Annotated in this window: 12 protein-coding genes and 1 pseudogene; 4 read left to right on the top strand and 9 right to left on the bottom strand. The window is 69.7% G+C overall.

Annotation, left to right across the window (positions count from 1 at the left end):
- Positions 1–12 precede the first annotated feature (12 nt).
- From QOZ86_RS10865 to QOZ86_RS10855, 3 genes are all read right to left on the bottom strand, one after another.
- Positions 13–1,431, bottom strand: a complete 1,419-nt coding sequence (locus tag QOZ86_RS10865) for an ATP-binding protein (protein WP_284491980.1) — start codon at positions 1,429–1,431, stop codon at positions 13–15.
- The gene (locus QOZ86_RS10860; protein ID WP_284491979.1) at positions 1,428–3,584 is read right to left on the bottom strand and encodes a tellurite resistance TerB family protein; all 2,157 of its coding nucleotides are present in this window, start codon (positions 3,582–3,584) and stop codon (positions 1,428–1,430) included. The genes QOZ86_RS10865 and QOZ86_RS10860 overlap by 4 nt, the downstream gene beginning before the upstream one ends.
- Positions 3,585–4,053: 469 nt before the next feature.
- Positions 4,054–7,410: a TM0106 family RecB-like putative nuclease gene (locus QOZ86_RS10855; protein WP_284491978.1), complete on the bottom strand. Its 3,357-nt coding sequence runs from the start codon at positions 7,408–7,410 to the stop codon at positions 4,054–4,056.
- Between the two features lie 467 nt (positions 7,411–7,877).
- On the opposite strand from QOZ86_RS10855, the gene QOZ86_RS10850 reads away from it, so the two are divergent.
- On the top strand, positions 7,878–13,214 hold the full coding sequence (locus tag QOZ86_RS10850; RefSeq protein WP_284491977.1) for an AAA domain-containing protein: 5,337 nt from the start codon (positions 7,878–7,880) through the stop codon (positions 13,212–13,214).
- A 53-nt stretch (positions 13,215–13,267) separates the two neighbouring features.
- On the opposite strand, the gene QOZ86_RS10845 is transcribed toward QOZ86_RS10850, so the two are convergent.
- The 4 genes and pseudogenes from QOZ86_RS10845 to QOZ86_RS10825 form a co-directional block, all read right to left on the bottom strand.
- Positions 13,268–14,089, bottom strand: a complete 822-nt coding sequence (locus QOZ86_RS10845; RefSeq protein WP_284491976.1) for a hypothetical protein — start codon at positions 14,087–14,089, stop codon at positions 13,268–13,270.
- A gap of 450 nt (positions 14,090–14,539) precedes the next feature.
- Positions 14,540–14,776, bottom strand: a complete 237-nt coding sequence (locus QOZ86_RS10840) for a hypothetical protein (protein WP_284491975.1) — start codon at positions 14,774–14,776, stop codon at positions 14,540–14,542.
- Positions 14,777–15,400: 624 nt separating this feature from the next.
- Positions 15,401–16,819 (bottom strand): annotated as a pseudogene (locus QOZ86_RS10835) (IS3 family transposase).
- Positions 16,820–17,249: 430 nt separating this feature from the next.
- On the bottom strand, positions 17,250–21,584 hold the full coding sequence (locus tag QOZ86_RS10825) for an NACHT domain-containing protein (protein WP_284491973.1): 4,335 nt from the start codon (positions 21,582–21,584) through the stop codon (positions 17,250–17,252).
- Between the two features lie 769 nt (positions 21,585–22,353).
- On the opposite strand from QOZ86_RS10825, the gene QOZ86_RS10820 reads away from it, so the two are divergent.
- Both QOZ86_RS10820 and QOZ86_RS10815 read left to right on the top strand, forming a co-directional pair.
- The gene (locus QOZ86_RS10820) at positions 22,354–22,713 is read left to right on the top strand and encodes a type II toxin-antitoxin system RelE/ParE family toxin (RefSeq protein ID WP_284491972.1); all 360 of its coding nucleotides are present in this window, start codon (positions 22,354–22,356) and stop codon (positions 22,711–22,713) included.
- A gap of 1 nt (position 22,714) precedes the next feature.
- Positions 22,715–23,032 carry a helix-turn-helix domain-containing protein gene (locus QOZ86_RS10815; RefSeq protein WP_284491971.1) on the top strand — a complete coding sequence of 106 codons (318 nt, stop codon included), beginning with the start codon at positions 22,715–22,717 and terminating at the stop codon, positions 23,030–23,032.
- A 136-nt stretch (positions 23,033–23,168) separates the two neighbouring features.
- Here the strand turns inward: QOZ86_RS10815 and QOZ86_RS10810 are convergent, their stop codons facing one another.
- Together QOZ86_RS10810 and QOZ86_RS10805 are read right to left on the bottom strand one after the other, a co-directional pair.
- A complete protein-coding gene (locus tag QOZ86_RS10810) occupies positions 23,169–23,435 on the bottom strand; it encodes a hypothetical protein (protein WP_284491970.1) in 267 nt (88 codons plus the stop codon).
- The gene (locus QOZ86_RS10805; protein WP_284491969.1) at positions 23,419–23,736 is read right to left on the bottom strand and encodes a hypothetical protein; all 318 of its coding nucleotides are present in this window, start codon (positions 23,734–23,736) and stop codon (positions 23,419–23,421) included. Before QOZ86_RS10805 ends, QOZ86_RS10810 begins: the two co-directional genes overlap by 17 nt.
- A gap of 140 nt (positions 23,737–23,876) precedes the next feature.
- Between QOZ86_RS10805 and QOZ86_RS10800 the strand changes: the two genes are divergently transcribed.
- Complete coding sequence (locus QOZ86_RS10800) at positions 23,877–26,291, top strand: DEAD/DEAH box helicase (protein ID WP_284491968.1); 2,415 nt, start codon at positions 23,877–23,879, stop codon at positions 26,289–26,291.
- Positions 26,292–26,307 lie beyond the last annotated feature (16 nt).

Here is a 26,307-nt window from a genome sequence, read left to right as displayed (position 1 = left end):
CGCAGCGGCCCATCACAGCCTGAAGGTCGCGAGATCGTCGTCCTCCCGTGACGACGCGGACGCGGAGCTCGATCCCACCCCCGGCTGGGTTTGGTCGGCCGAGCCGTCAGTGGCGTACGGGCGCGCGAAGTCGTCTTCCTGGGCCAGTGGCGCAAGATCGGGATTGGATTCGGCCACCAGGTTCACCGCGCCGACCAGCGGCGCCCAGTCAGTTCCCGGGTTCTGCTCGAGTACGGCGAGCAGGTTCACGAACTCCTTGATGGTGGTACGCGGTGTCCGGAAGTACGCGTCGCCGATGCGGCTGGAGCAGTGGGTCATGAAGGCCGTCAGGGCGTCGTCGGGAACCAGATAGGCGTTCGCATCGCCGCCGGCGAACACAAGCCGCAGGCGGGTCAGGAGCAGGTAGAAGTCCTCGGGCGTCAGGTTTGCCAGGCGCAGGACGGGGCCGGAGTAGTCGACGAGGCCACCTGTGGCGTAGGTGTTCTCGGCCAGGCGCGACTGCAGCGCCGCGTACGAGTACAGGCCGCGCCGGGTGTCGAGCAAGAAGTCCGGGGTGCCGCCCAGGATGAACCCAAGGTGGGCGGCGGTTCCCTGCAGGCTGTCGTTCAGGATGCGCAGGATCTGCTCGTAGTTGGCGTTGCGCGCCTGCGTGCTTGCCAGCTTGTACAGGTTGACCATCTCGTCGAGGCACACCAGCAGGCCGCCGAAGCCGGCCATGACGACGAACCTGGCCAAGAGCTTGAGCTGGTCGTAGAAGTTGGCGTCATCGACGATGGTGCGCACGCCGAGCGCCGCCCGGGCGTCGGTTCGGGTGCTGAACTCGCCGCGCAGCCAGCGCACTGCGTCGCTCTTGAGCTGCTCGTTCCCGGTGTCGTGCCCGCGCCAGTACGCGCCGATGACCTCGGCGAAGTCGTACCCGCCGGTCAGCTCTGACAGCGATGCGAGCCGGGCGCGGATGACCGCGTCCGGGGTCGTCCCGGTGTCCCGCGCCTCGGTGAGCGCGGCGGTGATGAACCGTTCGACGATGCTGCCCATGGCCCCACCGTCGGGCTTCGCGCGGGTGGCGATGTTGCGCATCAGTTCCGCGTACAGGGAGCGGGCCTGGCCGCCGGTTGCGTGCAGCCGTCGGTCAGGTGACAGGTCGGCGTGCACCGTGACGAGCTTGCGTTCCATCGCGATCGACCGGACCAGGTTCAGGAAGAACGTCTTGCCGGAGCCGTACTCGCCGATGGCCAGGCGAAAGGCGGAGCCGCCGTCGGCGATCCGGTCGACGTCGCTCAGCAGGGCCTTGACCTCCTCGGCCCGGCCGACCTGCACATGCTGCTGACCGACACGTGGGACGACACCGGCGCGCAGCGCCTGCAGGATCGCGTCACGCTCGCGCGGCCGGATCGTCGTGCCCACGGAAGTGGCGGGGGTCGAGCTGGTCATGCCTGCATCTCCTGGGCTACGCCGGGGTCGATCGTGATGGGGTCATCACCGTCGACGAGCGGGTCACCGACCCGCTCGTAGGCGGCTTCGTTCAAGGTGTCCACGGCGCCGTCGGGCAGCAGTCCCAGACCGGCGCACTCGGCTTCGAGCTCGACTCGGGCCCAGCTGCGGCGGCCAGCGAGCACCGTCAGCAGCGTCGAGTGGGCAGCGTCGAGTCCGGCGATGGTGGGCCCCGTCGCGGCGGGCAGCGACGGGGGTGTCGGTTCCTCGTCGGTGAAGATGGAACCGAGCAGCGCGGTGACCGCTGAGGTTTCGGCGAGCTTGGCTGCGACCGTCGCCGCGTCGAGCTGCACGGGCCCGGCCAGGTCGCGGGATGCGCCGGGGTCGGGTCGGGCAGCCGGAGCCGGTGGGATGGCGTAGGCATGCGCGCCTGGCGAGGAGGCCCTGACCGTCACAGGCCCGACCGCGGCGATCCTGACGCCGCCGGTCGTCGCCGCGTGGACGCGGCTGTAGACCGACGCAGGATCCAAGCCGAGCAGCTTGAAGATCTTCGTGAGGATCTTGATCTCCTCCGGGTTCACGTGCCCGTCGGTGGCCGCGACCGTGGTGAGAAAGTCCCCGATGTTCTCGCGCTGCCCCTGGTCCAGTGCGGCGAGCCGCTTGGTGAGGCCGGTCAGCTTCACCGGAGTCGCCAGCAGCCAGCGCAGGTGGGCTTGCAGCCGGGCGCGTTCGGCTGCCCCGAATCCCATGGCGGCCTCGAGGTGCGCCAGCAGGTGGGAGATCTCCGCATCCGAGGCGTGCCCGTCGGCGGTGCTGACTACTGACGCGAGGTGCATCAGCAGCGCCGCGGCCTGGTACTCCGGACTTGGAGAGGCGGGCTGGCCGGGCTCGGCGCGGAACAGCACCACAACCCCGGCAGGGTCCTGCACCGGCCCCCCGTGACGGACGTCGGGTTCCAAGCCGATCCCGCGGGCGCTCAGCAGCTGTGCCAGCGTGACAGCCTCGGCCTTCGCGACCTTGCCCGGTGTGGCCAGCGGCCAGTACGCGAGCAGCTCACCAGCGCCAACGACTGCGCTGGCCTGCCCGTCGAGCGCCGCGTTGACGAACGAGTTCAGGCGGGCCAGGTCGTCGCCGCCGGCGCTGTCCGCGAGCTCTGGCGGCAGGAGCGCGGCCGCCGGCAGCGTTCCGCGCGCGTCAGGATTGCGTCCCAGATAGCGGCTGTAGGCGTCCAGGCTCGTGGTGCAGTCCTCCACGAGCGCGGCGAGCTTCTTGCTCGGACCCGCCTGCGTGAGGACGTCGGGCAGCGTTGTCGACAACGCAGCTTGGCCGATTCCTGCACTGGCCGAGTAGTAATCGAGCTTCAGCGTCTTGGTTGTCGCCCTGACCGGGAGCCCGGGTCCGTGCCGTTCGGTGTACCTGGCACGGAACAGAGCTTCGAACTCGGCCGCGCAGCGGGTTGCCGGGGTCCGCAGGTGAATTTCCGGGTGGTAGTGGGCCCACGCCAGGGCCCAGTCGGCGGAGACCGGTGTCCCGTCGACCGCGAGCTCTCCCAGACCGACCCGCAGGGCCATCGGGACGTCCCAGGGGTTGCCGGTGCGCGCAGGAACGGAGACATCGCCGGTGCTCATCGCGTAGAAGTCCAGCAGCTGCAGGAACCGTGTCGCATAGCCGCGAAAGGACCCGTTGTCACCGTAGAGGTCGAGCAGTCGCCGAACCTCGGCGGCGATAGCCGGCAGCTCGTCACTGATGTCCTCGCCCTTGGCGGCGTCGACGAGCACCCGACGTTCGAGGCCGTAGAAGAAGAGGAACGGCCAACTGATCGGCGCGTTCGGTGCGCGTCGGCCGTCGGCCAGCCACGTCAGGTACGCGGCGCGGGCGCCGGGCGTGATGTCGCTGTAGGAAGGCCAGTACCCCACGCTCCCAGCCGCCCAGTCGGGCCGGCGGAAGTCCAGCGGGAGCCGCGGGTCGATGAGGGCCGGGTCCGGGCCGTAGCCGACGGCGGCCGCCAACTGTCGACCGACGTACAGCATCCCGCCGGGCAGGCTCTGCGAGCCGACTGTCACCGCAGCCCCCGGCGGAACCCACCCGTCCCTGCCAGCCCTGCCGACCGCCGCCGTAGAGGGCGGGCTGGCTGACCTCGGCGCAACAGCCACCGAAGCGGGCGGTGCCGACGACCTGAGATTCGAGACCGGAGGCGCCGCCGGAGCTGCGGAGGGCGCGCTTCGCTTGAACCAGTCCCGAAAACCCACTGCATCCCCCGCGTTCCGATGTCACACCCGCCGTTGCGGTGGGATGACTGTCTGCGACAAGCGCAGGCTAGTCACCAAGGCCGCTGTCGTGCGGGATCAGCAGATCACGTGGGGATGAAAGTTCGGAACCGCACCCGCAGCGGTTCTGAACCTCGCACTGACACCCCACCGCGTCGACCGCGGCGACGAACCCATCCCACGCCCGCGGACGGCCCGACGGAGCACGGCGCTCAGAGTCTCACACGCCACGGACACCGCGCACGGCGCGACGAAGGGCCGCCCGCCCAGTCTGGACGGGCGGCCCTCGTGCCTGCGCTCGAGCCACTTAGGCGCCAGCCGACCGCTACTGCGCGGCCACGACGACCGACGTTGGCTATTCCATCCGTCTGGCTGACGCAGCGAACGCACACAGCGTGGAGATGAGGCGCATCTCTTCCACGTCCCGTCCCCGGCTGTCCAGCAGCTCCTCGGTGCAGACCAGGTACGCGAGGCACCGGGCCCGGCTGATGGCGACGTTGAGCCGGTTCCGCGAGAACAGGAAGTCCGCGCCGCGGGGCATGTGCTGTGCGCCAGACGTGGCCATGCTAAAAAGCACCACCGCTGCCTGCCGGCCCTGGAACTTGTCGACAGAGCCGACGGCTACACCCCGGGTTAGGGGGTCGGCCTCGAGGCGCTCCCGGAGCAGGTTCACCTGGTCGTTGTACGGCGCGACGACGAGAAAGTCCCGGACCGTGAGCGGCGACGCCTCGCCGTGCTGGTTCACCCACTTTGTGCCGAGTAGCCGCCGGATCTCGGCGTGCACCAACTCGACCTCCTCTGCTGCGTGGGTCGAGTGCCCCTCGTGCTCGGCCCGAAGCCAGCGCAGGCCGGTGCCGAACTCGGTGTCCTGAACGGCGCAGTTGATGTGGCTGCTGAGGCGACCCTCGTAGATGTTGTCGGAGATGAACGTGCAGACGTCAGGGTGCATGCGTCGGGTCTCGGTGAGGAACACGCCGCGGTCCGGGGGCATGGTCACCGCTGCCCCCAACAGGTGCTGGAGTGCGCTGCCGCCGCTGGTGCCGGGGTGCGATGCCTGCGCCACCTGGGGCAGCTGGAGGGGGTCGCCGAGCAGCAGAAGGTTGCGGGCAGAGCGGCAGGCGGCCAGGGTGTCGGCCAGCGACAGCTGCCCCGCCTCGTCCACGACGAGAACGTCGACCGGCTGAGTGGCCATGTCCGAACTGGAGAAGAGCCAGGTGGTCCCTGCCACCAGATTGAAGCCCGTCTTGGCGGCCGCCTTGTTGGAGCACACGTAGGTGACGTTCGGCAGGGAGCCCGCTCCCGCCTTGCCGACCTTCTTCACCGCCTGCAGCCGGTCCTGCTCCCCCCGCTCCTGGAACACCTCGACAACTGCTTCCAGCAAGTTGTCGATGGCGTGGTGGCTGAAGGCAGTGATCCCGACGCGCTTGCCGGCTGTGATGAGCGCGTGGATCTGACGTGCTCCGCGGAACGTCTTGCCCGTCCCGGGCGGTCCTTGGACGGCGACGCAGGTCCCGTCCAGCGCTGTCGTCCAAGCGAGCATGTCGTCGAGGTCGTCGGTGAAGACGCCCCTCGAGGGCCCTCGTCCGGGCAGGAAGCGGGGCAGGTCGCGGCGCAGCAGTGCCATGGCGACAGGGCTGGGCGTGGCCGCGGGGTCCAGTACCGCATCCGCCAGCTCGGACAGGGCCGCCGGCTTGGGCTTCGGGGAGATCCATTCGTTCGCGGCGACCACCGTCGGCAGAACGCCGCGCTCGGCCAGCGCGTCCGACCACACCAGGTCGAGTTCACCCGCGTCGGCGTCGAGCCGGCTGCCGCTGGCGTAGGCGGGTGGGCCGTCGACGACGGGGAACAGGACCGCCGTCTCGATACCGCCGCACTCCTGCGGCGGGAATCGGAATCGCATCGCCGGCGTGATCGGGTTGCCGTTGGCGCGCCGTCGCTCGACCAGCCCGACCGGCTCGAGCCCCGCGAGCACCGACGGGTCCTCCAGCAGGTCAGCGGTGTCACCTGTGCAGGTGGCGAGCCGCGGGGCCAGGTACGCCTTCCACTCCCGACGCCAGTACCCGAGCACGTCGCCGAGCAGGTGCTCCGGCGTGTCCAGGCCGGCGGCGTGGAGTTGCTCGACGCGAGCGTCGAGCTCGGGCAGGTCGTCGGCCGGGTCGAGCACGGCGGGCCGCCAGGGCAGCTCCGGCGGACGGTGCTCGACGAGCCAGTCGCGCACCGCCCGGGTCGCCCGAACGTCGTCCTCGTTGTAGGCGGCGATGGCGTCCAAGGCGTCCGCCGCTCCGGTGGACATCCACCGCTCGTACTCGACGACGGCACCGGCGCCCTTGTCGATGTCGTGGCCACGCTCGTAGCCGGTCAGCTGCTCAAGCGCCTTGAGCCCGTAGGACTCGGTGCCCACCTGGACGGCGCTGCGAGCGAGGACAAGCAGGTCGACGAAAACCCCGGTCTCGACGAGTTCCTCGAGGGCGACCTCGCCTACGCCGTGCTGCGACGCCAGCCGCTCTAGCGAGGACCGCTCGGTGTGGTTGAAGTGGTAGACGTGCATCCCGGGGTACTGCTCCCGGCGCTCCCGCAGGTAGGCGATCAGCTCGGCCACCGCCTCGCCTTCCTGCGCCTGGTCGTGTGCCCACCAGGTGCGGTACTGCCAGGCGCCGCGCGCGGTGCACTCGATGAGGCCGAGCAGGAAGAACAGCCCCACGTCGGGGCGCCAGAACGGGTGCCCCTCAAAGTCGAGGAAGACGTCGCCGTCGTCGGGCTCGGGCAACAGGGCGAGGCCGTTGCCCCGTCCCGGCTCATCGCCTGCCTCGATGAGCAGGAAGGGCGGAGACTGCCCCTCCCCCTGCTCCCGCGCCTGCCGCTGCAGCCGGGCCTGCGTGACGATGCGGGCCTGCCGCTGCTCCGGCATTCCGGGCACCACGTCTACGTGGTCGGCTAGAGCCGCGAGCGTGCTCACGGCCGCCTCCTGCAGCAGGACCCGGTCGACGCTGCGCAGGCCGGCGACGTACACGAGAGAGTCTGCGTCGCGCCAGGTGTGGTCGCAGACGTCGGCGAACTCGCAGAACGCGCAGTGATCGCACGGCTCGGGCACGGCGGTACCGGTGGTGACCTCCACGTCGAGCACGCGCGCCAGCCGAGTCCGCAGCCGCTGCCAGTAGGCAGCGAAGTCCGCCGTCAGCAGCGACTCGACCTGGCCGGAGCCCAGCCAGAGGTGCATGCGCTCGGGGCGCGTCCCGGTCGCCGCGGCGATCGCCTCCGCGTAGAACGACAGCTGCAATACATGCGCGGGCTTGGCCTCCTGCCGGGCGAGTTTGGCGTCGACCGGCTCGACCGAGACGGATCCGTCGGGCGCCACGACTCGCAGCAGGAAGTCGGCGATCCCGCGAATGCCGTCGTGCATGAGAGGCGCCTGGTAGAGCACGTCCCAGTCATCGCCGGCGAAGGTATCGCCGATGCGCGCGACCCAGGCGGCGAACGATTCTCCGCGCAGCCGGTCCGGGACGGTCCGCACCCGTAGCCCGCGGTCGACGTAGTCCTGCAGGCACGCCTCCTCGTGGGAGAGACCCTTGTCGGCGAGCAGCCGGGCAAAGGAGCTCATCCCCGCCGGCGGCTTCTCCCGCAGCCCCTCCTCGACCTGGTGCTTGAGGTCGAGGTACGCGCCGCAGTCGAGCCACGCCGTGATCTTGGAGGGAGTTAGCGTGCGCTCGACCATGCTGCGTGCCTCACACGTGCCGGACCGGGTAGGGAGCTTGCTCGCCGACCTGCGCCGACTCGCTGGACCGAGGCTCTCAGGCAACAGCCACAAAGAGGAACAGGCGCGACCGACTCGTCCCCGAAGGAGCAGGCGAGCCGGTGCCGACGGTATTGATGGGCTGCGCCCCGGACGCCAGTCGTCCCCGCGCACGGCGCCGTCGGCACGCGTGAGGCCGAGGACGGTGTCGAGATGCTCCACGCGGCACGACGACGACCCCGCTGGCGTCGCCGTAAACACGTCGGCCAGCACGTCACCCGTTGGAGGCCGAGGCCACATCTACGACGACCACGGTGGGTCAGTGTGCCGGGCTGGCTGCCCAATCCGCGTCACCCCGCCGGGCCACGAGCCATCGCGGTTCCCGGAACTTCGTCGTCACGAATGCGAACATGTCGCGACCGCAGGGGTGGCTGGAAGGACAACACCAGTTGGACACGGAAGCGCATGCCGTAGGTGGCAATCCGGCGACTCGTGCGCCAGTCGCCAACGCCGACCTCGCCGACCGTGGCCGGCGCCTCTTTGAGTTTCTCGCACGGGCGCAGATGCTCAAGACCACCCCGCCACGGACCACTGACGCGTACCTCCGCGAGGGATCAGTGCTGTGGATGGGAAGCCTGCCCGTTCATGCCGGGCTCTCGTCCGCGCACCGCACGGCCGAGCCAGAGCTCGAGCAACCGCTGCTCACGATCCACCGCATTCCCGCGCTGACCGCACCTCCCGTTTCCCCGTCGCTGCGACCGTGGCTGGACGGCCCCGCCGACAACGCGGACGCCGAGCCGTTGCTTCGCGATCGCATCCCCCATCCCGACGCCGGCTCGCCCGATGAGGCAGACGCGGAGTGGGCGCTCGAAGACCACCCGGACGTCCAGGAGCTCTACGAACTGTGGCAGCCCAAGTGGGCGGCATGGGCCGAGAAGGAGCGCACCGACCGGCCCGTGCGGGGCCTGTACACGGAGCTCTTCTCCACATACGTGAAGGTGACCGCCCACCCCGAGGAGCTCGAGCTGATCCTCGGCATGGGGTGCCTCGCCTGGAAGCCGCCGGGTCACCCGGCGGTACGCCGCCACGTGATCACCAGCCCCGCCACCGTCACGTTCGACGACGACACAGGCACCATCACCGTGTCCTCCCAGCCGGGCCAAGAGACGCTGACCGTCGAACTCGACATGTTGGACCCGTCGCTGGTGCCCAACCCGGCACACGTCAACGACGTTCGCGCTCGGGCGCACGACTTCGAGCAGCACCCGATGCACCGGGCGGACGCCGGCGACCTCATCCGCCGCCTGGTGCACAGCCTCGACGCCAGCAGCGAGTACCGGGACGACGACGAGATCCCCGGCTACTCCGACACCCCCGTCGCCGCGTTCGCCCCAGCCATCATCGTGCGCAAGCGGTCGCAGATGGGCCTGGTCGACATCTTCACCACCATCGCGGCGGAGATTGCCGAAAGCGGCGCGGTCCCGTCCGGCCTGCTGCCGTTGCTGGACTCCGACCACGTGCCACCTTCCGCGGACGCGGCACCGTCAGAGGGCGCGATGGTGGACGTCGACGGCGAGGTCTTCCTCCCCCTGCCGTTGAATCAGGTCCAGCTCGACATCGTCCGCCGCGTGGACGGGCGGGCCCAAACCCTTGTCCAGGGGCCGCCCGGCACCGGCAAGACGCACACGGCGGCCGCTCTACTCACCCACCTGCTGGCGCAGGGCAAGCGAGTCCTGGTCACCGCACACACCGACCGCGCCCTCAAGGAGGTCCGGGGAAAACTACCCGACTCGATCAAGCCGCTCGCCGTCGCCGTCGTCGGAAGCGACCGATCCGACATGGCCGACCTCAAGGTGGCAGTCGAGCGGCTGTCCGCACGGTCCAGCGATCACAACCCAGCAGAAGCCCACGCGACGATCGCCGACTGCCTGGAGAGCATCGACGCGCTGCGGCGCCAACGCGCCCAGATCCGGCACGAGCTCGTCGAGGCCCGCCACACCGAGGTACGCGCGCACGAGCACGCCGGATACACCGGAACGCTCGCCGCGATCGCCCTCAACTACCAGGAACAGGCCGCACAGCTGGGCTGGATCGCCGAACTGGTCACCGCCCGCCCCGACGCTCCCGCACCCATGAGCACGGAGGAAGCGACGCGCTGGCTGCGACTCATGCGCGACAGCGCCCTCGCCGCCGACGAGGCAGAGGCCGGCCACCGCCTCCTCGGCCTGGACAACCTCCCCTCCCCCGACACTTTCGCCGCCCACGTCGACGCCGAAGCAGCCGCGCAGCAGGGTGCCGCCGCATACTCCGCGCTCAGCGACCATGCCGCCTTCGAAACGATCTCCGTGCTCGCACCGGAAGTTCGCGCCCGGCTGCGGGACCGGATGCGCGAACTCGCGCGCCGGACCTCTGAACTCGAGCAGCGCCACGAGTCATGGATGAACACGGCCCTGCGCGACATCCGTGCCGGCCGCGGCGCGACGTGGGCGGCGCGCGCCGGCCACGTACGCGAACTCGTCGGCGCGACACGTCCGGCAGTCGACTTCCTCGGTCCAACCACCCAGGTCACGATCGCGCAGACCGTGGACCGTGGAGCGCTGGCAGCCCTGGCACAGCACTTGCAGGCGCACGTCTCGCAGACCGGCCCCATCAAGACCAACGCAGACGGCACCGCGAAGATCGGCGCGTTCACCAGCAAGGCGATCAAGCAGGCACGCCCCCTGCTCGATGCCGTCCGAGTCGACGGGCACACCCCGACGACTGTCAGTCACCTCAGCGCGACACTGGCCCACCTGGAGGCCGAGCGCCAGCTGGCGGCGCTGGACCGAGCCTGGCCCGCCGACGTGCTCATCCCGGCCGAGGACACGCTTCGAGAGCGGTTGCAATGGCACGCGACCGAACTCGAGCAGCTCGATCGCCTTCTGGCCCTCGGCCAGGAGCTCGCGCGGGAGGAACACCGCCTGGCCGAGCTAGGCCTGGCCCGACCGGACTGGAACGACATGGCCTCGGTGCTGGCCTACGCCAGCCTCGTCGATGCCGCCGGCGCGCACGACGCACACGCAGCCGCGTCACAGCCGTTGCAGCGGCTCGAGGCGAGGACGACGGCCGTCGCGACGTGGGCCGACGCTGCGCCGACCGTGCACCAACTGCATCTTGCCGTGTGTGCGCGTGACCGCGATCAGTACGCGACCGCGCATGCCCGGCTCGCCCGGCTGCACGCGGTCCGCGAGCTGGCGGCCGACCGTGATGCCCTCACCAGCCGCTGCCGAGATGCCGCACCGGACCTAGCGGAGGTCCTCGACGAGCCCTCCGCCCCGGTGTGGGACGAGCGCATCCCGCAACTGCCGGATGCGTGGGACTGGGCCCGGACCGGAGCGTGGATCCTCGAGCAGGACAGCACCGACAGCAACGTCCTCCAGGCCCAGATCGGCGCGATCGAGAGCCGACTGCGGCGCGACATCGAGGTCCTGGCCGCAACCCGGGCCTGGGACCACGCCCTGTCCCCCTCTCGACTGACCGGGCAGTCCCGGGCAGATCTGACTCAGTACGCCCAGCTGGTCCGCAGGCTCGGCCGGGGCACCGGCAAGTACGCCATCGCGCGACGCGGCGAGATTCGCGTCGCGATGGACCGTTGCCGACCAGCGGTCCCGGTGTGGATCATGCCGATCTACCGCATCGCCGAGCAGCTGCGGATCAGCCAGAACATGTTCGACGTGGTCATCGTCGACGAGGCCTCCCAGGCAGGCCTGGAGGCCACGTTCCTCCAGTACCTGGCGCCGAAAATCGTCGTGATCGGCGACGACAAGCAGGTCTCCCCCACCGCCGTCGGAGTCGACCAGCAGCAGCTGCGCGACCTCGCGAACATCTACCTCCACGACGACCGGTACAAGGCGTCCTGGCAGGACCCGAAGCGGTCGCTGTTCGACGAGGCGAACATGCGCTTTGGGTCCAAGCTGACCCTGGTCGAACACCGTCGCTGCGTGCCCGAGATCATCGGCTTCTCCAACCGCATCGCCTACGAGCCGGACAACATCCGGCTCGTCCCGGTGCGCCAGTACGGTGCGGATCGGCTCGAGCCCATCAAGGCGGTCCATGTCGTCGACGGATACGAGCAGGGCCCTTCCGGCAACAAGGTCAACCCGGCCGAAGTGGACGCCATCGTGGCCCAGCTCGAGAAGTGCCTGGCGGATCCTCGCTACGACGGTCTGACCTTCGGAGTCGTGTCACTCATGGGCAAGACCCAAGCACGGCGCATCGAAGCCGCCCTCCTGGAGCGCATTCCAGCCGAAGAGTGGACCGCGCGGGATCTGCGCTGCGGAGACGCCGCCGACTTCCAGGGATCCGAACGCGACGTGGTCTTCCTGTCCATGGTTTCCGCTCCCGAGCCGGGGCAGCGTCTCGGCGCTCTCACGGCCGAGATGTACACGCAGCGCTACAACGTGGCCGCTTCCCGCGCCAAGGACCAGCTCTGGGTGTTCCACTCCGTCAGGCTGGACCAGCTGCCCAACCCCGACGACATGCGCCACCACCTGCTCGACTACTGCTACGGGGTCATCGGCCGAACCCGTGCCGAGGAGGGGGACGCAGCCAGCTCGCCCGTGCCGGAAGACATCCGGGTGGAGCCGTTCGACTCGCTGTTCGAGCAGCGCGTGTACAACCGGCTGGTCGACCGGGGCTTCACCGTCATCCCGCAGTTCCCGAGCAACGGATACAACCTCGACCTTGTCGTCGTCGGCTCCAAGGGAAAGCTCGCCATCGAGTGCGACGGCGACACGTGGCACGGTCCCGAGGCCTACGAACGCGACCTGGCCCGCCAGCGGGACCTGGAGCGGTGCGGCTGGCAGTTCTTCCGCATCCGCGAATCGGCGTTCTACGTCGACCAGCACGCCGTTCTGGCGCGGCTGTGGGCCACGCTCGACGAGCTGGACATCCGACCCTCCGGGTGGCTGGCCGAGGTCCTCGTGGATGAGGAGGACGACGAGGAGCCGGAGCCGGGCACTGCGGCCCCCGAAGGCGTCGATGCCTCTGACCTCGCCCTCTTCACCGTGGGCGGGCCAGACACCGCCGGCGCGGCGGTGCCAGAAGCCGTCCAGGAGGAGATGCAGGAGGCCGAGGCAGGCCCTCCGGAGGCCTCCTACACCCCGGAGCTGCCGAGCGTGGCCGCGCACATGCAGGCCGACCTGGATGACCCGGGATCCTCATCTAGCGCGAGGCCGTCGCTGGAACCAGAACGTAGGCCTGCACTACCTGTGCTGCCGGCCTATCCAGCCTTCGAAGGTGGCCTGGTTCCGGCCCTGACCGCCACCCGCGCAGAGCTGGTCGACGCCCTGCGGGACATCGTCGCTATAGAGGGTCCCGTCCTGGGGTCCCGCATGCACAGCGCGTACGTCCTCGCGTCCGGTGGGCACCGCGTGGACAGGCAGATCGCGCATGCGCTCAACGCCGCCATCTCCTACGCCGTCCGAAAGGGCATCCTGATCGCCGACAACCCGCTCGGGCAGGCGGGCGTGAAACTCCGCACCTACCGCTTGCCCGGCCAGAACGCGGTCACCGTCCGGCAGCTCGGGCCGCGAACCCTCGATCAGGTACCGCCGATGGAGCTGGCATGCCTGCTGCGTGAGGCTGCGGCCGTGTCGGGCTGGGACAGCGTGGAATCGCTGTTCCGCGATGTGCTGCATCGCCTCGGACGGGGTCGGCTCACCGGACCGGCAGCACAAGTCCTTTCTGCCGTGGTACCCCTTGCGAAATCCCTCGACGAAGAGCACGCAGCTGACTCCCTGTTCTGACGCACCAGTGCGGTCGTCCAGGACCAGCTCTTCACCTGACGGGAAAGGTCAGGTCAGGCGCCGTCGGCAATCACGGTGTCCATGATCCATCGCCAGATCCGCTGCTTGAGCCGCCAGCCGGCACCGAGGGCCAGCCGCTCGTCGCGGTCCTCCGTCAGGTCGCCGCGCTCCCGCGCCTCCGACTGGTGGTCGACGTAGAAGCAGAGCCAGCGGTAGGCGTCGGCCGCGTTGTCGAAGTCGTCCAATGACCGTAGGAGGTGCTCACGCGGGTGCCGGGACCAGCTCTCGCCGGGCTGGACCTCCCGTCCCTCGATGACAGCAGCGGGCCGGGGGCTCCCCCACAGATCCTTGATTAGTGCCTTGGTGTGCCGGGGAGACCAGAGCTGGTCCTGCATGCGGGCCCACGCCGTCTCGGACTCCGCCACGTAGTTCGGCACGAGCTCGCGATAGCGCAGCAGGTCCAGCCGCTCCTCCATGTCGCCGACGTGCGGCACCGACACCGCAGCGTGCGGCACGTCCGGCGTCAGGAGCGTCCCGGCGGTGCGGTCCGCCTCGGCCACGAAGAAACGCACCGCGCCCTCGCCTCCGTGCGAGTTGTACACGAGGACCAGCAGCGCCCTGTCGTTCGACGCGCGCGCCCGGACGACGAAGACGGTTCGCTCGTCGTTCCTGCCGAACGAGCAGGCGCCGACAAGAGCGGCGGACCGCTCCAACTGCGAGGCGAGCATGACAGCGGCCCTTGCGACCCAGAAGTTGTCGGCCACCCGGTAGGCCGACGTCACCACGGACATCACCTTGTCGGTGTCGGGCCGCACCAGGGCGCGGTATCCCCGTGCGGCGCCTGGCTCGCCGTCAGCGTCCGGCACCAGCACCATCCGGCGGCTCACTGCCCACCGAAGGCCGGCTCCTGCGAGAACCACGTCCGAGTCCGTCATCTGGTCGGACCACAAGAGGTCCGGCAGAGCCACGCCTCGCTGAACGCCGATGAAGCGCAGCAGTGGCAGTCCTTCCTCGGGCAGGCGACTTGCGCGCCGCAGGTCGAGGAAGAACCCGCCTCCGGCATCCCGGAAGCTCACCACCGGGACGTCCCGCTCGGGGAGGCAGCGCGCAGCATGCGTCAATCATCGGCTGAACGGCCGCCTGGGCAGTGAGTGACGCGCTGTTCACAGACGTGGACCTTGTATCGGCGTGGCGGGTGACGGCGTAGGCGCCGCGCACGCTCACGCGGCGGGGCGCCGCCGGGCCGCCAGAGCTGCCCTGGGGGCAGATCCACAGGGCGCGCCCTTGCTCGGGCCGTCCTCGAGGTCGGAAGGCACCCGGGTGCGCTACTCGAGCGGACTGGTGGCGCCGTCCGGGTGGTAGCGCGTCAGCCGGCCGTGCTCGTCGAGGGCGACCGCGGTCACGCCGCGGGCAGCAAGGACCTCGCCGAAGCGGATGGTGCGGACCGCCTCAGAGATGGACGCATCCAGCTCGGCGTTCACCCGCTCACCGGACTGCCGCTCCCCTTCGGCCGCGGCCGCATCCATCTGGTCCGCCGCCACGCGAGTCGGGCGGTCCGTCACCGTGTTCACCTCGCGGCCGGGAGCAGCGGTAGGCCGGAAACGCACCCACCCGCCCTCGACGTCTACGACCACAGCCCAGGACCACGCCGTTGCGGTCCCGGCGACGACGACAGCGCCAGCGGTGGGCGCGCCCGTGTCAGGGACTCGAGCCAGGTTCAGTCCATCGTCGTCCACGAAGTTCAGGTCAGCCGGTAGATCGATGTGCAACACCCGGGCCCTTCCCACAGCGTCGTGCTGGCCCGATCCTTACCTGTCACGTCTCACAGCGATACAAGGACGTGGACCGTCCCGTCGCGGACGACCGAGGGCCGCGGCAACATGACGCCGAAGCTGGTCCGCCGCCCTGGCCACGTCGCCCGGGCGAGGACGGCCCTGCGCCGACGGGGCGGGGTGCTTAGCCGCGGCCCACCGGAAGGCAGGCGACGGGCCGGCTCCTGGTCGCGGGTGGGGGCGCCCCCATGTGTTGGTGACAGTTTGGTCAGCGTCGGGCGTCACTGCTTCGTTGACGCCTGTGCTCGTCGCAGCAGGCACCTATGGAAGCAGCACGTGCAGAGGCGGCAACAGCCAACGATCTCGATCTTGTCCGACCGCGGAAGGTGTCAAGCCGGTTGAGACAAGATCGCGTTAGTTGCTCTGGATGAGGGCCTCCCTGCTGGGCTGGTTGATCCAGGCCGCGGTCGGTAGCTGAGGTGGGGTCGGGCGCCGGCGGCCTAAGCGGGCCGGGTTGGCCGCGTAGGCGGCCCCCAGGGTGGCGGCCCGCTGGGCGCGGATCTCGCCGGCGGTGCCGTGATGCACCGAGGCCGGGGTTTGCAGACCCAGGCCGCTGTGCCTGTGCTCGTGGTTGTAGTAGGCGAAGAACGTCTCGCAGAACGCGCGGGCGTCGGCCAGGCAGCCGAACTGGTCGGGGAAGGCCGGGGCGTACTTCAACGTCTTGAACTGCGCCTCGCTGAACGGGTTGTCATTGGAGACGTGCGGCCGCGAATGGCTGCGAGCCACGCCGAGGTCGACCAGCAGCTGGGCGACCGGCTTGGAGGTCATGGAGGTGCCGCGGTCGGCGTGCACGCTGTTCGGTGCGCCGTGCACGGTCACCGCGTCGGCGATCAGCGCCCTGGCGATCTTGGCGTCCTCGCGGGCGGCGACGGTGAAGCCGACGACGTAGCGGGAGAAGATATCGAGCACGACGTAGAGGTCGTAGTAGACGCCGCGCTGCGGACCGCGCAGCTTGGTGATGTCCCAGCTCCAAACCTGCCCGGGTGCGGTGGCCATCAGCTCAGGCTTGGTCCGCGGCGGGTGAGTGGGGCCTGCCGGCGGCGCTCCCCGGCCTGCCCGGCCGCGCGCAGCAGCCGGTGCATGGTCGACATCGAGCACAGGTACTCGCCCTCGTCGAGCAGGGGTGGCCCAGGTCTGGGCCACGGACTTGTCGGCGAACCGGGAGCTGTTCAGCCTGGCCAGCACAGCCTCGCGTTCGGCGTCGGTCAGCGCGTTCGGTGGGGCCGGCCGCGGTCGCGCCCGGCGGTCGGTTCGTGGCTTTTGGGCGCGGTAGTGGCCCGAGACCAGCCCAGCAGCGCGCAGGCCCGTGCGGTGGAGGTGTGCACCGCGAGCTCGGCCACGGCTGGGGCCTCACTTCTTCGACCGCGTCTCGGCATCCGCGCTCTCGTAGAGCAGTTCCAAGAGCGCGTGTGCTTTTCCCACAACGTCCAGGGCGGCCTTGGTGCGCTTCAGTTCGGCCTCGGCGCGCTCGGCGCGGGCCCGCAACTTCTCCAGCTCCACCTGCTCGGGCGTGCGCCGGCCGGCCGGCGGCTGGGCGGCGAGCCCGGCCAGTGCGCCGGCGTCGCGGGCGCGGCGCCACTCGACCAGGTGGGAGGAGTACAGGCCCTCCCGGCGCAGCAGCGCACCCCGCTCGCCAGGCTGTGCGGCCTCGTATTCGGCCAGGATCTGCAACTTGTACTCGGCGGTGAAGGACCGCCGCCGTGGGCGTTCGGCTCGAGGACTCACCTGTCCATCGTCGGTCACCGGCACAGCCGGCAGGTCCGCCGTCGTCATCGTCATCGTGATCAACCTGTCTCGCCCCGTGCAGAGGGAGGAACTGCTACCGAAGGTGTCTCACGTCAGCCTGACGCACAAGGCCGGCGGGCTACGTTCCGACCATGTCCACGAAGCCGCGCACACCGCGTCCCTCCTCCGCTCAGGAGGCAGCCGGTGGGACGGCTCCCACTTCTAGGTGTCCAACTCCCCCCGGCGACGCTCCTAGGGTCTAGCGACACACCAGCTCTCGCCCCCGCGTCCCCGGTTGCGACATCTAGCCGATGGTCACCGTGCTCGGCTGGCCGCGACGCGATGCTCACCCGTGCCTGCAACGCGCGGCACGAAGGAGGCGCACGGCCGCGCGTGCGGGCGCCCGTCAGCTTCCCTCACTTGCTGATTCGTCAAGGTCTCAACCCGTGTGACTGCAAAGGGCGCACAAGCCGTGACCTCACGAACTGCTGCTCAACCAGTCAAGCCATGACTCCACCGGCGATAAGGCTCGCAGCGCAGCCACCAGCTGGCGCATCGCTTTCTCGTCGGCGGTGGGCAGCGCCTCGAGGATCCCGGCGCGGGTTTGCTCTTGTTCCGCGGATGTGGGTTCCAGTGCAGGCAGTGTTGACACTATGCCCGCCACGGCCCAGGCGTCGGCGCCCGGCAGGGAGGCCAGCACTCCCGCGATGACCTGCCGCCGTTCGGCGGCTGTGGTCGCCAGCGCAGACAGCCCCGACACCAAGTCCGCCACGATCCATGGATCCGCGCCCCGCAGCGAGGCCAGCACCCCGGCGATGGCCTGGTCCCGCTCGGCCCCTGTGGTCGCCAGCGCGGACAACGCGTGCAACAGGTCCGCGACCTTCCACCGGGAGGCAGTAGAGAGCGCGGCCACCACCCCCGCGATGGCCTGCTCTCGCTGGGTCCCTGTGGTCGCCAGCGCGGACAACGACTCAAGCAGACGACCGACGTCCGAGGAGGCTGTCGGCAGCGCGGCCACCACCCCCGCGATGGCCTGCTCTCGCTCGGCCCCTGTGGTCGCCAGCGCGGACAACACCTGCACCAGGTCCGCGACGTTCCACCGGGAGGCAGTAGAGAGCGCGGCCACCACCCCCGCGATGGCCTGCTCTCGCTCGGCCCCTGTGGTCGCCAGCGCGGACAACGACTCAAGCAGACGACCGACGTCCGAGGAGGCTGTCGGCAGCGCGGCCACCACCCCCGCGATGGCCTGCTCCCGCTCGGCCCCTGTGGTCGCCAGCGCGGACAACACCTGCACCAGGTCCGCGGCGTTCCACGGGGAGGCAGTAGAAAGCGCGGCCAGCGCCGCTGCGAAGGCTTGCTCCCGCTCGGCCGCCGACGTCGCCAGCACCGGCAACGCCTGCACCAGGCCCGCGACGTTCCACGAGGAGGCAGTAGAGAGCGCGTCTAGCGCCACTACGAGGACTTGCTCCCGCTCGGTGGGCGCCGGCTCCAACTTGGCCAGGGCCACCACCAGGTCCTCTCTTTCCCACGTGGACGCGGTATGCAATGCGGCGAGCAAGATGGCGCAGGCCTCCTCCCGCTTCGCCGCCGTAGGCTGCAACCTGTTCAGAGCCGCCACCAGGCCCACGACGTCCCACGCGGACGCGGTATGCAGCGCGGCGAGCAAGATGGCGCAGGCCTCCTCCCGCTTCGCCGCCGTAGGCTGTAATGCGATCAGCGCGGCGACCACTTCCTTGGGGTACCGGCCGCGCGTGCCGGGCAGTGCAGCAAGCACCACGGTGAGGGCCTGTTCGCGTTCCGTAGCGGTGGGCTGCAGTCCGTTCACCGCCGACACCAGCTCGTCGATCGCTCGCGACGCGGCGATGATTAGCGCCTCGTAGGTCTCCTCCTCGAGGCTCGTGGGCTTGAGCGCGGGCGACGGCGACGGCGACGGCGACGGCGACGGCGACGGCGACGGCGACGGCGACGGCGACGGCGACGGCGACGGCGACGGCGACAATAAGCCCTGGACTCCCCATAGAAGCGCGGTTTCGAGCGCGGTGAGCATTCCCTCGAAGGCCAGTCCCCGCTGGGTCTCCGTAGGGTCGAGTACGGGCAGCACCAAGCCCAGGGCCGCCACTGTCCAAGGATCGGCGGTGGGCAGTGCGGCCAGCAACTCGGTGCGAGCCTGCTTCCGCTCGGCGGCTGTGGTCGCCAGCCCGGGCAGCACCGACACGATCTTCGCGACCGCCTGCGGACCGGCTATGGGCAGCGCGGCCAGCAACTCGGTGCGAGCCTGCTGCCGCTCCATGGCCGTGGTCGCCAACCTGGGCAGCATCGACACCAGCTTCGCGAGATCACCCCGGTCGATACCTCGCAGCGCGGCCAGCAACTCGGCGCGAGCCTGCTCCCGCTCCGCGGCCGTGGTCGCCAGCCCGGGCAGCACCGACACGAAGAGCTCGTTGTCAAGCCAGTCATCGCCCCTGGATCGGGCAAGCAACTCGGCGCGAGCCTGCTCCCGCTCCGCAGCCGTGGTCGCCAGCCCGGGCAGTACGGCCCCCCCCAAGATCCCGGCGAGATCAATACCCAACGTGGACATCGCGGCGAGAACTGCGGTGCGAGCCTGCTCCCGCTCGGCGGCCGTAGGCTCCAACGCGGGCAGCACCCGCGCCAAGCTTATGACCACCATCGGGTCATCGGCGACCAGCCTGGCAAGCGCGATGGTTCGTGCTTGTTGCCGCTCGGCGGCCGTAGGCTCCAACGCCGACAGTGCTTCCACGAGCCTCGCGCCGGCATTGGCGGCGGACAGGGCAGCGAGTATCTCCATGCGGGCGGGCCGGTTGGACTTCGTCCAGTGCGCGCTTCCTTCGACGTTGGCCGTCGACCTGGAAGCGCTCCTCACACGGCAGTCGTGGAGGACGTCTTGGTGAAACTGAGTCCAGTCGCTGGGGTCAGATTCTTCCGCGATTGCGAGGACGAGATCATCGATCTCTTCAGCGGCCTTCTTTCGAGCGGGGTCTGATGGGAGATGGACAGCGCGGTCGAGCAGCAGTTGCAGAAGGGCTCCTTGCTGCTCCTGGTTGTGGGCGGCGACGGCGGCTGGTGCGGCGACCTTCCAGTCGGGGTCGAACCAAAGGTGGGGCAGGAGGGCACTCGCGGCGGCGGCCGGGGCTAGTCCAGCGATGTGCTCGGCGACGAAGTGCTCGAAGACGGTGCGGTGCACGAATCGCCGGGTGACTCCGCCCTCGCCATTTGATCCGACGATCGGAACCACTGCCTCGATCGCGCGGGCCTCCCGTTCCGACGGCCAGCTCGGTTGGTCAAACGTGTCGGCCCAGTTCCCCAGACCGGTCGGCGTGGTTTGGTCGCTCACCGCTTTCCATGCCCAGTTCGCCAGCATGGCCTCGCAGGCGAGAACATTGGGCTTGGCTAGGTAGCCGGGCGCGTTGTTGGTCCACTCGCGTTGCAGCAGTCGTCGGATCAGGCTCTGGTACAGCTGCCGTCGCCGTTCGGGCAGTGGCCGCTCAGTCGGGTCTGACCTTTCAGTGATCAAGCAGTAGAAGGTGAGCATCAGCGGGATAGCGGCAAGCCGAACCAAGGCCGGGCGTGCACGGAGTTGCTCGATGAGCGCCTCACCCCGGTTGCCTTCGCCAGCGAACCACTTCCGGACAAATGCCTCGACGTCGGTGGGGTAATCGAGGTCCTCAATCTCGACGATCCGTGGCCCGTCCGCGCTTGTCGGGCGGCCGCGGTAGGTGACCGACCACGCCGATGGGCGGCTGGTCACCACAACCCGCCACTCATGCAGTCCGGCCAACTCATGCAGCCGGCCGCTCTGCGCGGCGAGATCTGCGGCTTCATCGAGGCTGTCCACGATCAGGAGCACCTTGCGACCGCTCTGGGTGAACGTCCGACGGAGCCTGTCGACTGCGTCGCCCGCCCCAGGATCGCTGTGCCCCGCCCCAGAGTCGAACGATGCCGCTACCAGAGACTCCCGAGGGCTGCCGGAGCTCTTGGCCCACTGATCCCAGGTGGTGAGCAGCGGCAGCTCCACCTCATCGAGCTCCGCGCCGTCCTCGAGGGACGCCAGAGCCGCATGCGCGGCTTCTCGCGCGTATCGACGGGACAGCCACGTCTTCCCTGAACCTGGCCCGCCCAGTACCACAAGCATCTGCTGACCGCTCAGGGCTTTGGCGGCGCTGATCACGTCACCGCCGGTACCCGGCTCCGAAGCGGCGGTGCGCAGTCGCAGGCGGGTTTCTAGCGCCGACGCCGCCTGCTGGCCAGGCCAAACCGGGATGTCCCAGTCCGTGATTCGCGTCCGCAGGTACGCGATTACCTCCGCGATCGTGCTAGCGGTGACCAGCGCCGCCACAAGGTCCTCGACTTTGGCCTCCATGCGCAGACCTCGGGCCGCGGCTCGAGCCAGGCGCTCGTCTACGGCGCGGTGCAGCTCCTGAATCGCTGGGAGCAACACCGGTTCTGCGCCCTTCAGTCGCCTGACCAGGGCGCAGTAGGTTTCCTCGACCGCGCGCTCGACGACGCTGTAGAAGGGCTCCCTCCCCCAGTACGTCTTGTTATGGGCTTTCGCCGCCGACAGCACACGCCTGGATACTGCGGACGCGTCAAAGTTCAGGGCTGCGATCGCGTCATGGTCGGCTCCGAATCGCGCGACCACCTCAGCGGCGTGTGCCAACCCGTGCTCGGCTTGCGCTCGGGTGAACCCCTCCCCCTCCGCCCAGCGGCGGATGGCAGCGGTGACGTGCCGGTGCAGATCCCGAGTCTCCCCCTCGGCCTCATACCGGGCCTGCGCGTACTTGACCAGCTCCCCCAAGGCAGCGCGACCCGCCAGCAGAGGGCCTCCCAGCACCGCTATGGCGACGGTCGCCAACGACCCGGCCAGCCTTGAGTAGTCGCCCGAGCTAGGCACTGGGAGCTCCGTGGTTCACAGCACAGATTGTGCCCTGGACGCGACCAGTCAGGGCCGATTGCGAGGTGGGGTTTGACCTCCGCGAGTGCAGCACGAAGCACCAAAGGAAGCTGGAGTCTGGAGGCATCCCAGGGCTCTGGCGGTCGGACGAGGGCGCGTGGGCCTCGGGTGGCCTCGTCAGATTTCAGGACGCGGTCGAGCCCAACCCGCGAGCTGTCCCGCAGAAGGCACGGAGCCAAGCCGCGCGCATGGGGAACGCATCCGTGTGTGCCACCGGTAGGTCCCGCAGGTCGTTATGTGTTGGTATGCAGGTGAGGTCTGTCTGAGCATTGTCATCTCCGCCCAGATCCCAGTCCGCGCTGCCCTTGGCGCGCGATACGTTCCGATCATGTCCACGAAGCCGCGTACACCGCGCCCCTCCCCCACCGGGCAGGCCGCCGGTGGGACAGCTCCCACTTCCCGGTGTCCAAGTCCCCCCTCGGACACCGAGATGAACCCCGACGGCCCTCAAGCCGTGGGGGTTTCGTCATGGATGGAGTCATCGGAGCGGTGACGTCATCGCTTAAGCGGAGCTCTGCACTCGGCGTACCAGCCGCCGATGAAGTGCGCGGCCTCCTCCGATCGAGTGTCGCGGAACGCGGCCTACAACTCGGACGTTATATAGGGTTCGCGTGTGTGGGAGGTGGTGCTGCTCGACGAGGTCGGCGAGTGGTTTCTGGGTCTCGACGGCACGACCGCCGAACTCGTCACCGCAGCCATCGACTTGCTCGCAGCGCAGGGGCCGACGCTCGGGCGACCGGTGGTCGACAGGGTCAAGGGCAGCTCCCAGCACAACATGAAGGAGTTGCGGCCGGGGTCCAGTGGTCGCAGCGAGGTGAGGATCTTGTTCGTCTTCGATCCCGAGCGGAAGGCAGTTCTGCTGGTCGCCGGGGACAAGTCGGGCCGCTGGAAGGACTGGTACCGCACCAACATCCCGGTCGCCGAGGCGCGCTACGAGCAGTGGCTGGCCGGCGACCGAGCAGAGGAGGTCTGACATGGCCAGGAACTGGAAGGACGTTCGAGCGGACGCCGTCAGCGGTGGCCTGGTGGACGAGGAGCGCGTCACGCATGCGACGAGGGCCCTCGCCGATGCGGTGCAGGCTCAGCGATTGGCCGACATCCGCAAGGCGCAGGCGCTCAATCAGGAGACGCTGGCGAAGCGAATGAAGGTCAGCCAAGCGCGGGTCAGCAAGATCGAGCACGGCACGCTCACCCACACCGAAGTGGGAACACTCGAGTCCTACGTCGAAGCGCTCGGCGGCAGGCTACGTGTCGTGGCGGAGTTCGACGACGAGAGCATCGCTCTGCACTGAGGGATCCGTGCGCGCCGGTCACGCTCGGCCCGACTTCATCGCGGAGCGGGGTAGAGGCGTGTGCGTATGTAGCGTGTCGCCCCTCGGACACAGCGATAGGCACACCGGCGTCTTCCCAAGTGGCCAGTGCCGCTCGTCAGGGCGCGCGGCGTTCCTTGTCGAGTCGGTCCAGGAGCCACGCTCGGGCCATCGTGGACATCGGCAGGTGCTGGCTCTCGGCGATCTCTTGGATTGCTGCGAACTGTTCCTCCGAGAGGCGGACATTGAACATCCGACTCGCCTGGTTCGGGCGGCTGATGACCGTGCCGTCCGGGTACGGCTCGCCAGTGTCGGCCCCCTCTTCCAGTCGCCGGGCGTCCTCGCGTGCGGCGCTAGCCTCGCGAGGATCAAGCTTCTTCGCCATCGCCAACCTCCTGTAGGTACATCGCGAGATCGCGGCCGCTGGCCGGCCAGGCGTCCATGCCGTGGAGATCGCCGTCGAGATCGCGGTAGGCGATGACAACGAGGACCTTGCCGGCGGACGGCGAGTATCCGATGAAGCCGGTGGCGCCAACCCGAGACGTCGGGTACGGCGAGAGTTCGACGAGCCGCGCATCGGCCATCACCTCCACCGTCCAGGCCTGCTCGATGTCGAACGCACCCGCGTACCGACTCGAGCGGGACTGGATGTAGGCGGCGTCTTCGTCCGCCCAGTGCAGCCCCACGGCGACAGTGTAAGACAACGATTTACGGCGTGCCTCTATCGACAGGGAGAACCTGCTCACGGCCGCGCACCGACCCCTCCGCGGCATGTGGCAGCTGCGGGCCCTACCGCGAGGTCGCGCTCCCGGGACAGTATGGAGTCGTGCCGATTCCGTCCGGGTCCGCTGATCAGGGCACGCTACCGTTGATCGGCCTGGACGACGAGCTGTCGTCGCTGCGCGAGGACGTCGCCCGGCTGCGAGCGGAGAACGCCCGACTCCTCCGACTGCTGGAACTGACGCCGCGGCAGGCGCGCCCACCCGGCCCCGTGCAGACCGGCGTCTTCGACGGCCAGCCGGGACCGGCGCACGCCGGTTCCACGCCGGCGGCGAAGGTCGCGTTCTTCGCCAGCCTGTTCGCCGCCCGGACCGACGTGTACGCGCTGCGGTGGGAGAACGCCCGAACCGGCCGCGGAGGCTGGGTGCCCGCGGTGCGCGGCGGCTGGCGCAAGGGCGTGCCGGCCGCGGACCGGGAGTACCTGCCATTGACAGACGAGGTCATCACTGCCCATCTGTCTGGCGAGCTGGAGCTGGGCCTGTATCCGCTGCTGGACGGCGACCGCTGCCCCTGGCTGGCCGCCGACTTCGACGGCCCCGCCGCCATGCTGGATGCACTCGCCTACCTCAAGGCCGCCCGCACGGTCGGCGCATCGGCGGCGCTGGAGGTGTCCCGCTCAGGTCTCGGCGCACATGTCTGGCTGTTCTTCACCGCGTCCGTCCCCGCGGCCACTGCCCGCCAGGTGGGCACCGGACTCCTGCGCGAGGCGATCGCCGTGCGCGGGCGGATGGACCTGGCCAGCTACGACCGGCTCTTCCCCTCCCAGGACGTCCTCGCAGTCGGCGGTCTCGGCAATCTCATCGCGGCGCCCCTGCAGGGCCGCGCCCGCCGCCGCGGAGCCACCGTGTTCCTCGATCTGGCCACCATGGAGCCGCACGAGGACCAGTGGTCCTACCTGTCCAGCCTCGGCCGACTCACACCCAAGGAGGTCGACCGGCTGGCGCAGCGACTCGGCCAGGTCGCCGTCGGGGCCGAGGTGAACCGGCTCCGCTCCCCCACCTCCACGAAAATCGCGGTGCAGCCGCCAGCTGTTGTCCACGCCCGACTCGGTGCCAGGATCACGGTCGAAACAGCAGCGCTGCCCCCAGCGCTGCTCGCCACACTCAAGCACGCGGCGTCGATGCCCAACCCGGTCTTCTACGAGCGGCAACGGCGCCGTGCCTCCACCTGGGACACCCCACGCTTCCTGCGCAACTACGACGAGACACTCACCGGCGACCTGCTCCTGCCGCGCGGATTGCAGGACCGGCTCGCAGCCCTTGTGGAACAGACCGGTAGCCGCCTCCAGCTCACCGACGAACGGACCGCCGGCGAAACGCAGACCTTCGAGTTCGCCGCAGAACTCGATCCCGAGCAACAGCAAGCCTTCAAGGCCCTCGCCGACCAAGAAGCCGGCGTGCTGGTCGCCCCGCCCGGGGCCGGCAAGACGGTCATGGCCTGCGCGCTGATCGCTCACCACGCCGTCCCCACCCTCGTGCTCGTCGACCGCAAAGCCCTGGCCGACCAGTGGCGCGCCCGCATCGGCGAACTGCTCGGCGTGAAGGCCGGGCAGCGCGGCGGCGGCCGCGGCAAGACCACCGGCATCATCGACGTCGCCACCCTGCAGACCCTCGCCCGTAGCGATGACATCGCCGGCTGGACCAGCGACTACGGCCTGGTGGTGGTCGACGAGTGCCACCACGTGCCCGCCGCCGCCTTCGAGCACGCCGTGCGGCAGATCCCGGCCCGCCGCTGGCTCGGGCTCACCGCCACCCCCTACCGGCGCGACCAGCTCGACGACCTCATCGCCCTGCAGTTGGGGCCAATCCGCCACACCCTCGTTCCACCGCCCACCGGCACCCTGGGCAACCGGTCCCCGGACTCGCAGACACCCGAACCGGTCCTGCACGTCCACTCCACGGGCTACCGCTACGCCGGGGACGCCGAGCCTTCCTCCCCCGGCGGCATCGCGGCGATCTACCGCGACCTGGTCGCGGACGACGCCCGCACCGGCCAGATCACCGACGACGTCGTCGCCGCGCTCGCCCGCGGCAGGCACTGCCTCGTGCTCACCCAGTGGACCGCACACCTGGACCGGCTCGTCGCCGAACTCAGCCAGCGGGGCCACGAGCCCGTCGTCCTGCGTGGCGGCATGGGCGCGAAGTCCCGGGCCGCAGCGCTCGCCCGGCTCGTGCCGCAGACCGACGGACCGCCACTGCTGGTCGTCGCCACCGGCCCGTACGTGGGCGAGGGCTTCGACTGCCCGGCGCTCGACACGCTCTTCCTCGCCGCACCGATCGCCTTCAAGGGCCGACTCGTGCAGTACGCCGGCCGCATCCTCCGCCCGTTCCCCGGCAAGTCCACCGCCGAGGTGCACGACTACCACGACGTCGCGACCGGCGTCCTCGCCTCATCGCTGAGCAAGCGCGCCCCCGGCTACACCAGCCTCGGCTTTCCGGACCCGCGCCGCCTCGTCCGGTAGTCAGTCCTACGTCGGG

It is taken from the genome of Blastococcus capsensis (assembly GCF_030165005.1).
Lineage (GTDB): Bacteria > Actinomycetota > Actinomycetes > Mycobacteriales > Geodermatophilaceae > Blastococcus > Blastococcus capsensis.
The sequence above is the reverse complement of the archived record's forward strand: the minus strand, read 5'-3'. Positions and strand labels throughout refer to the sequence as shown.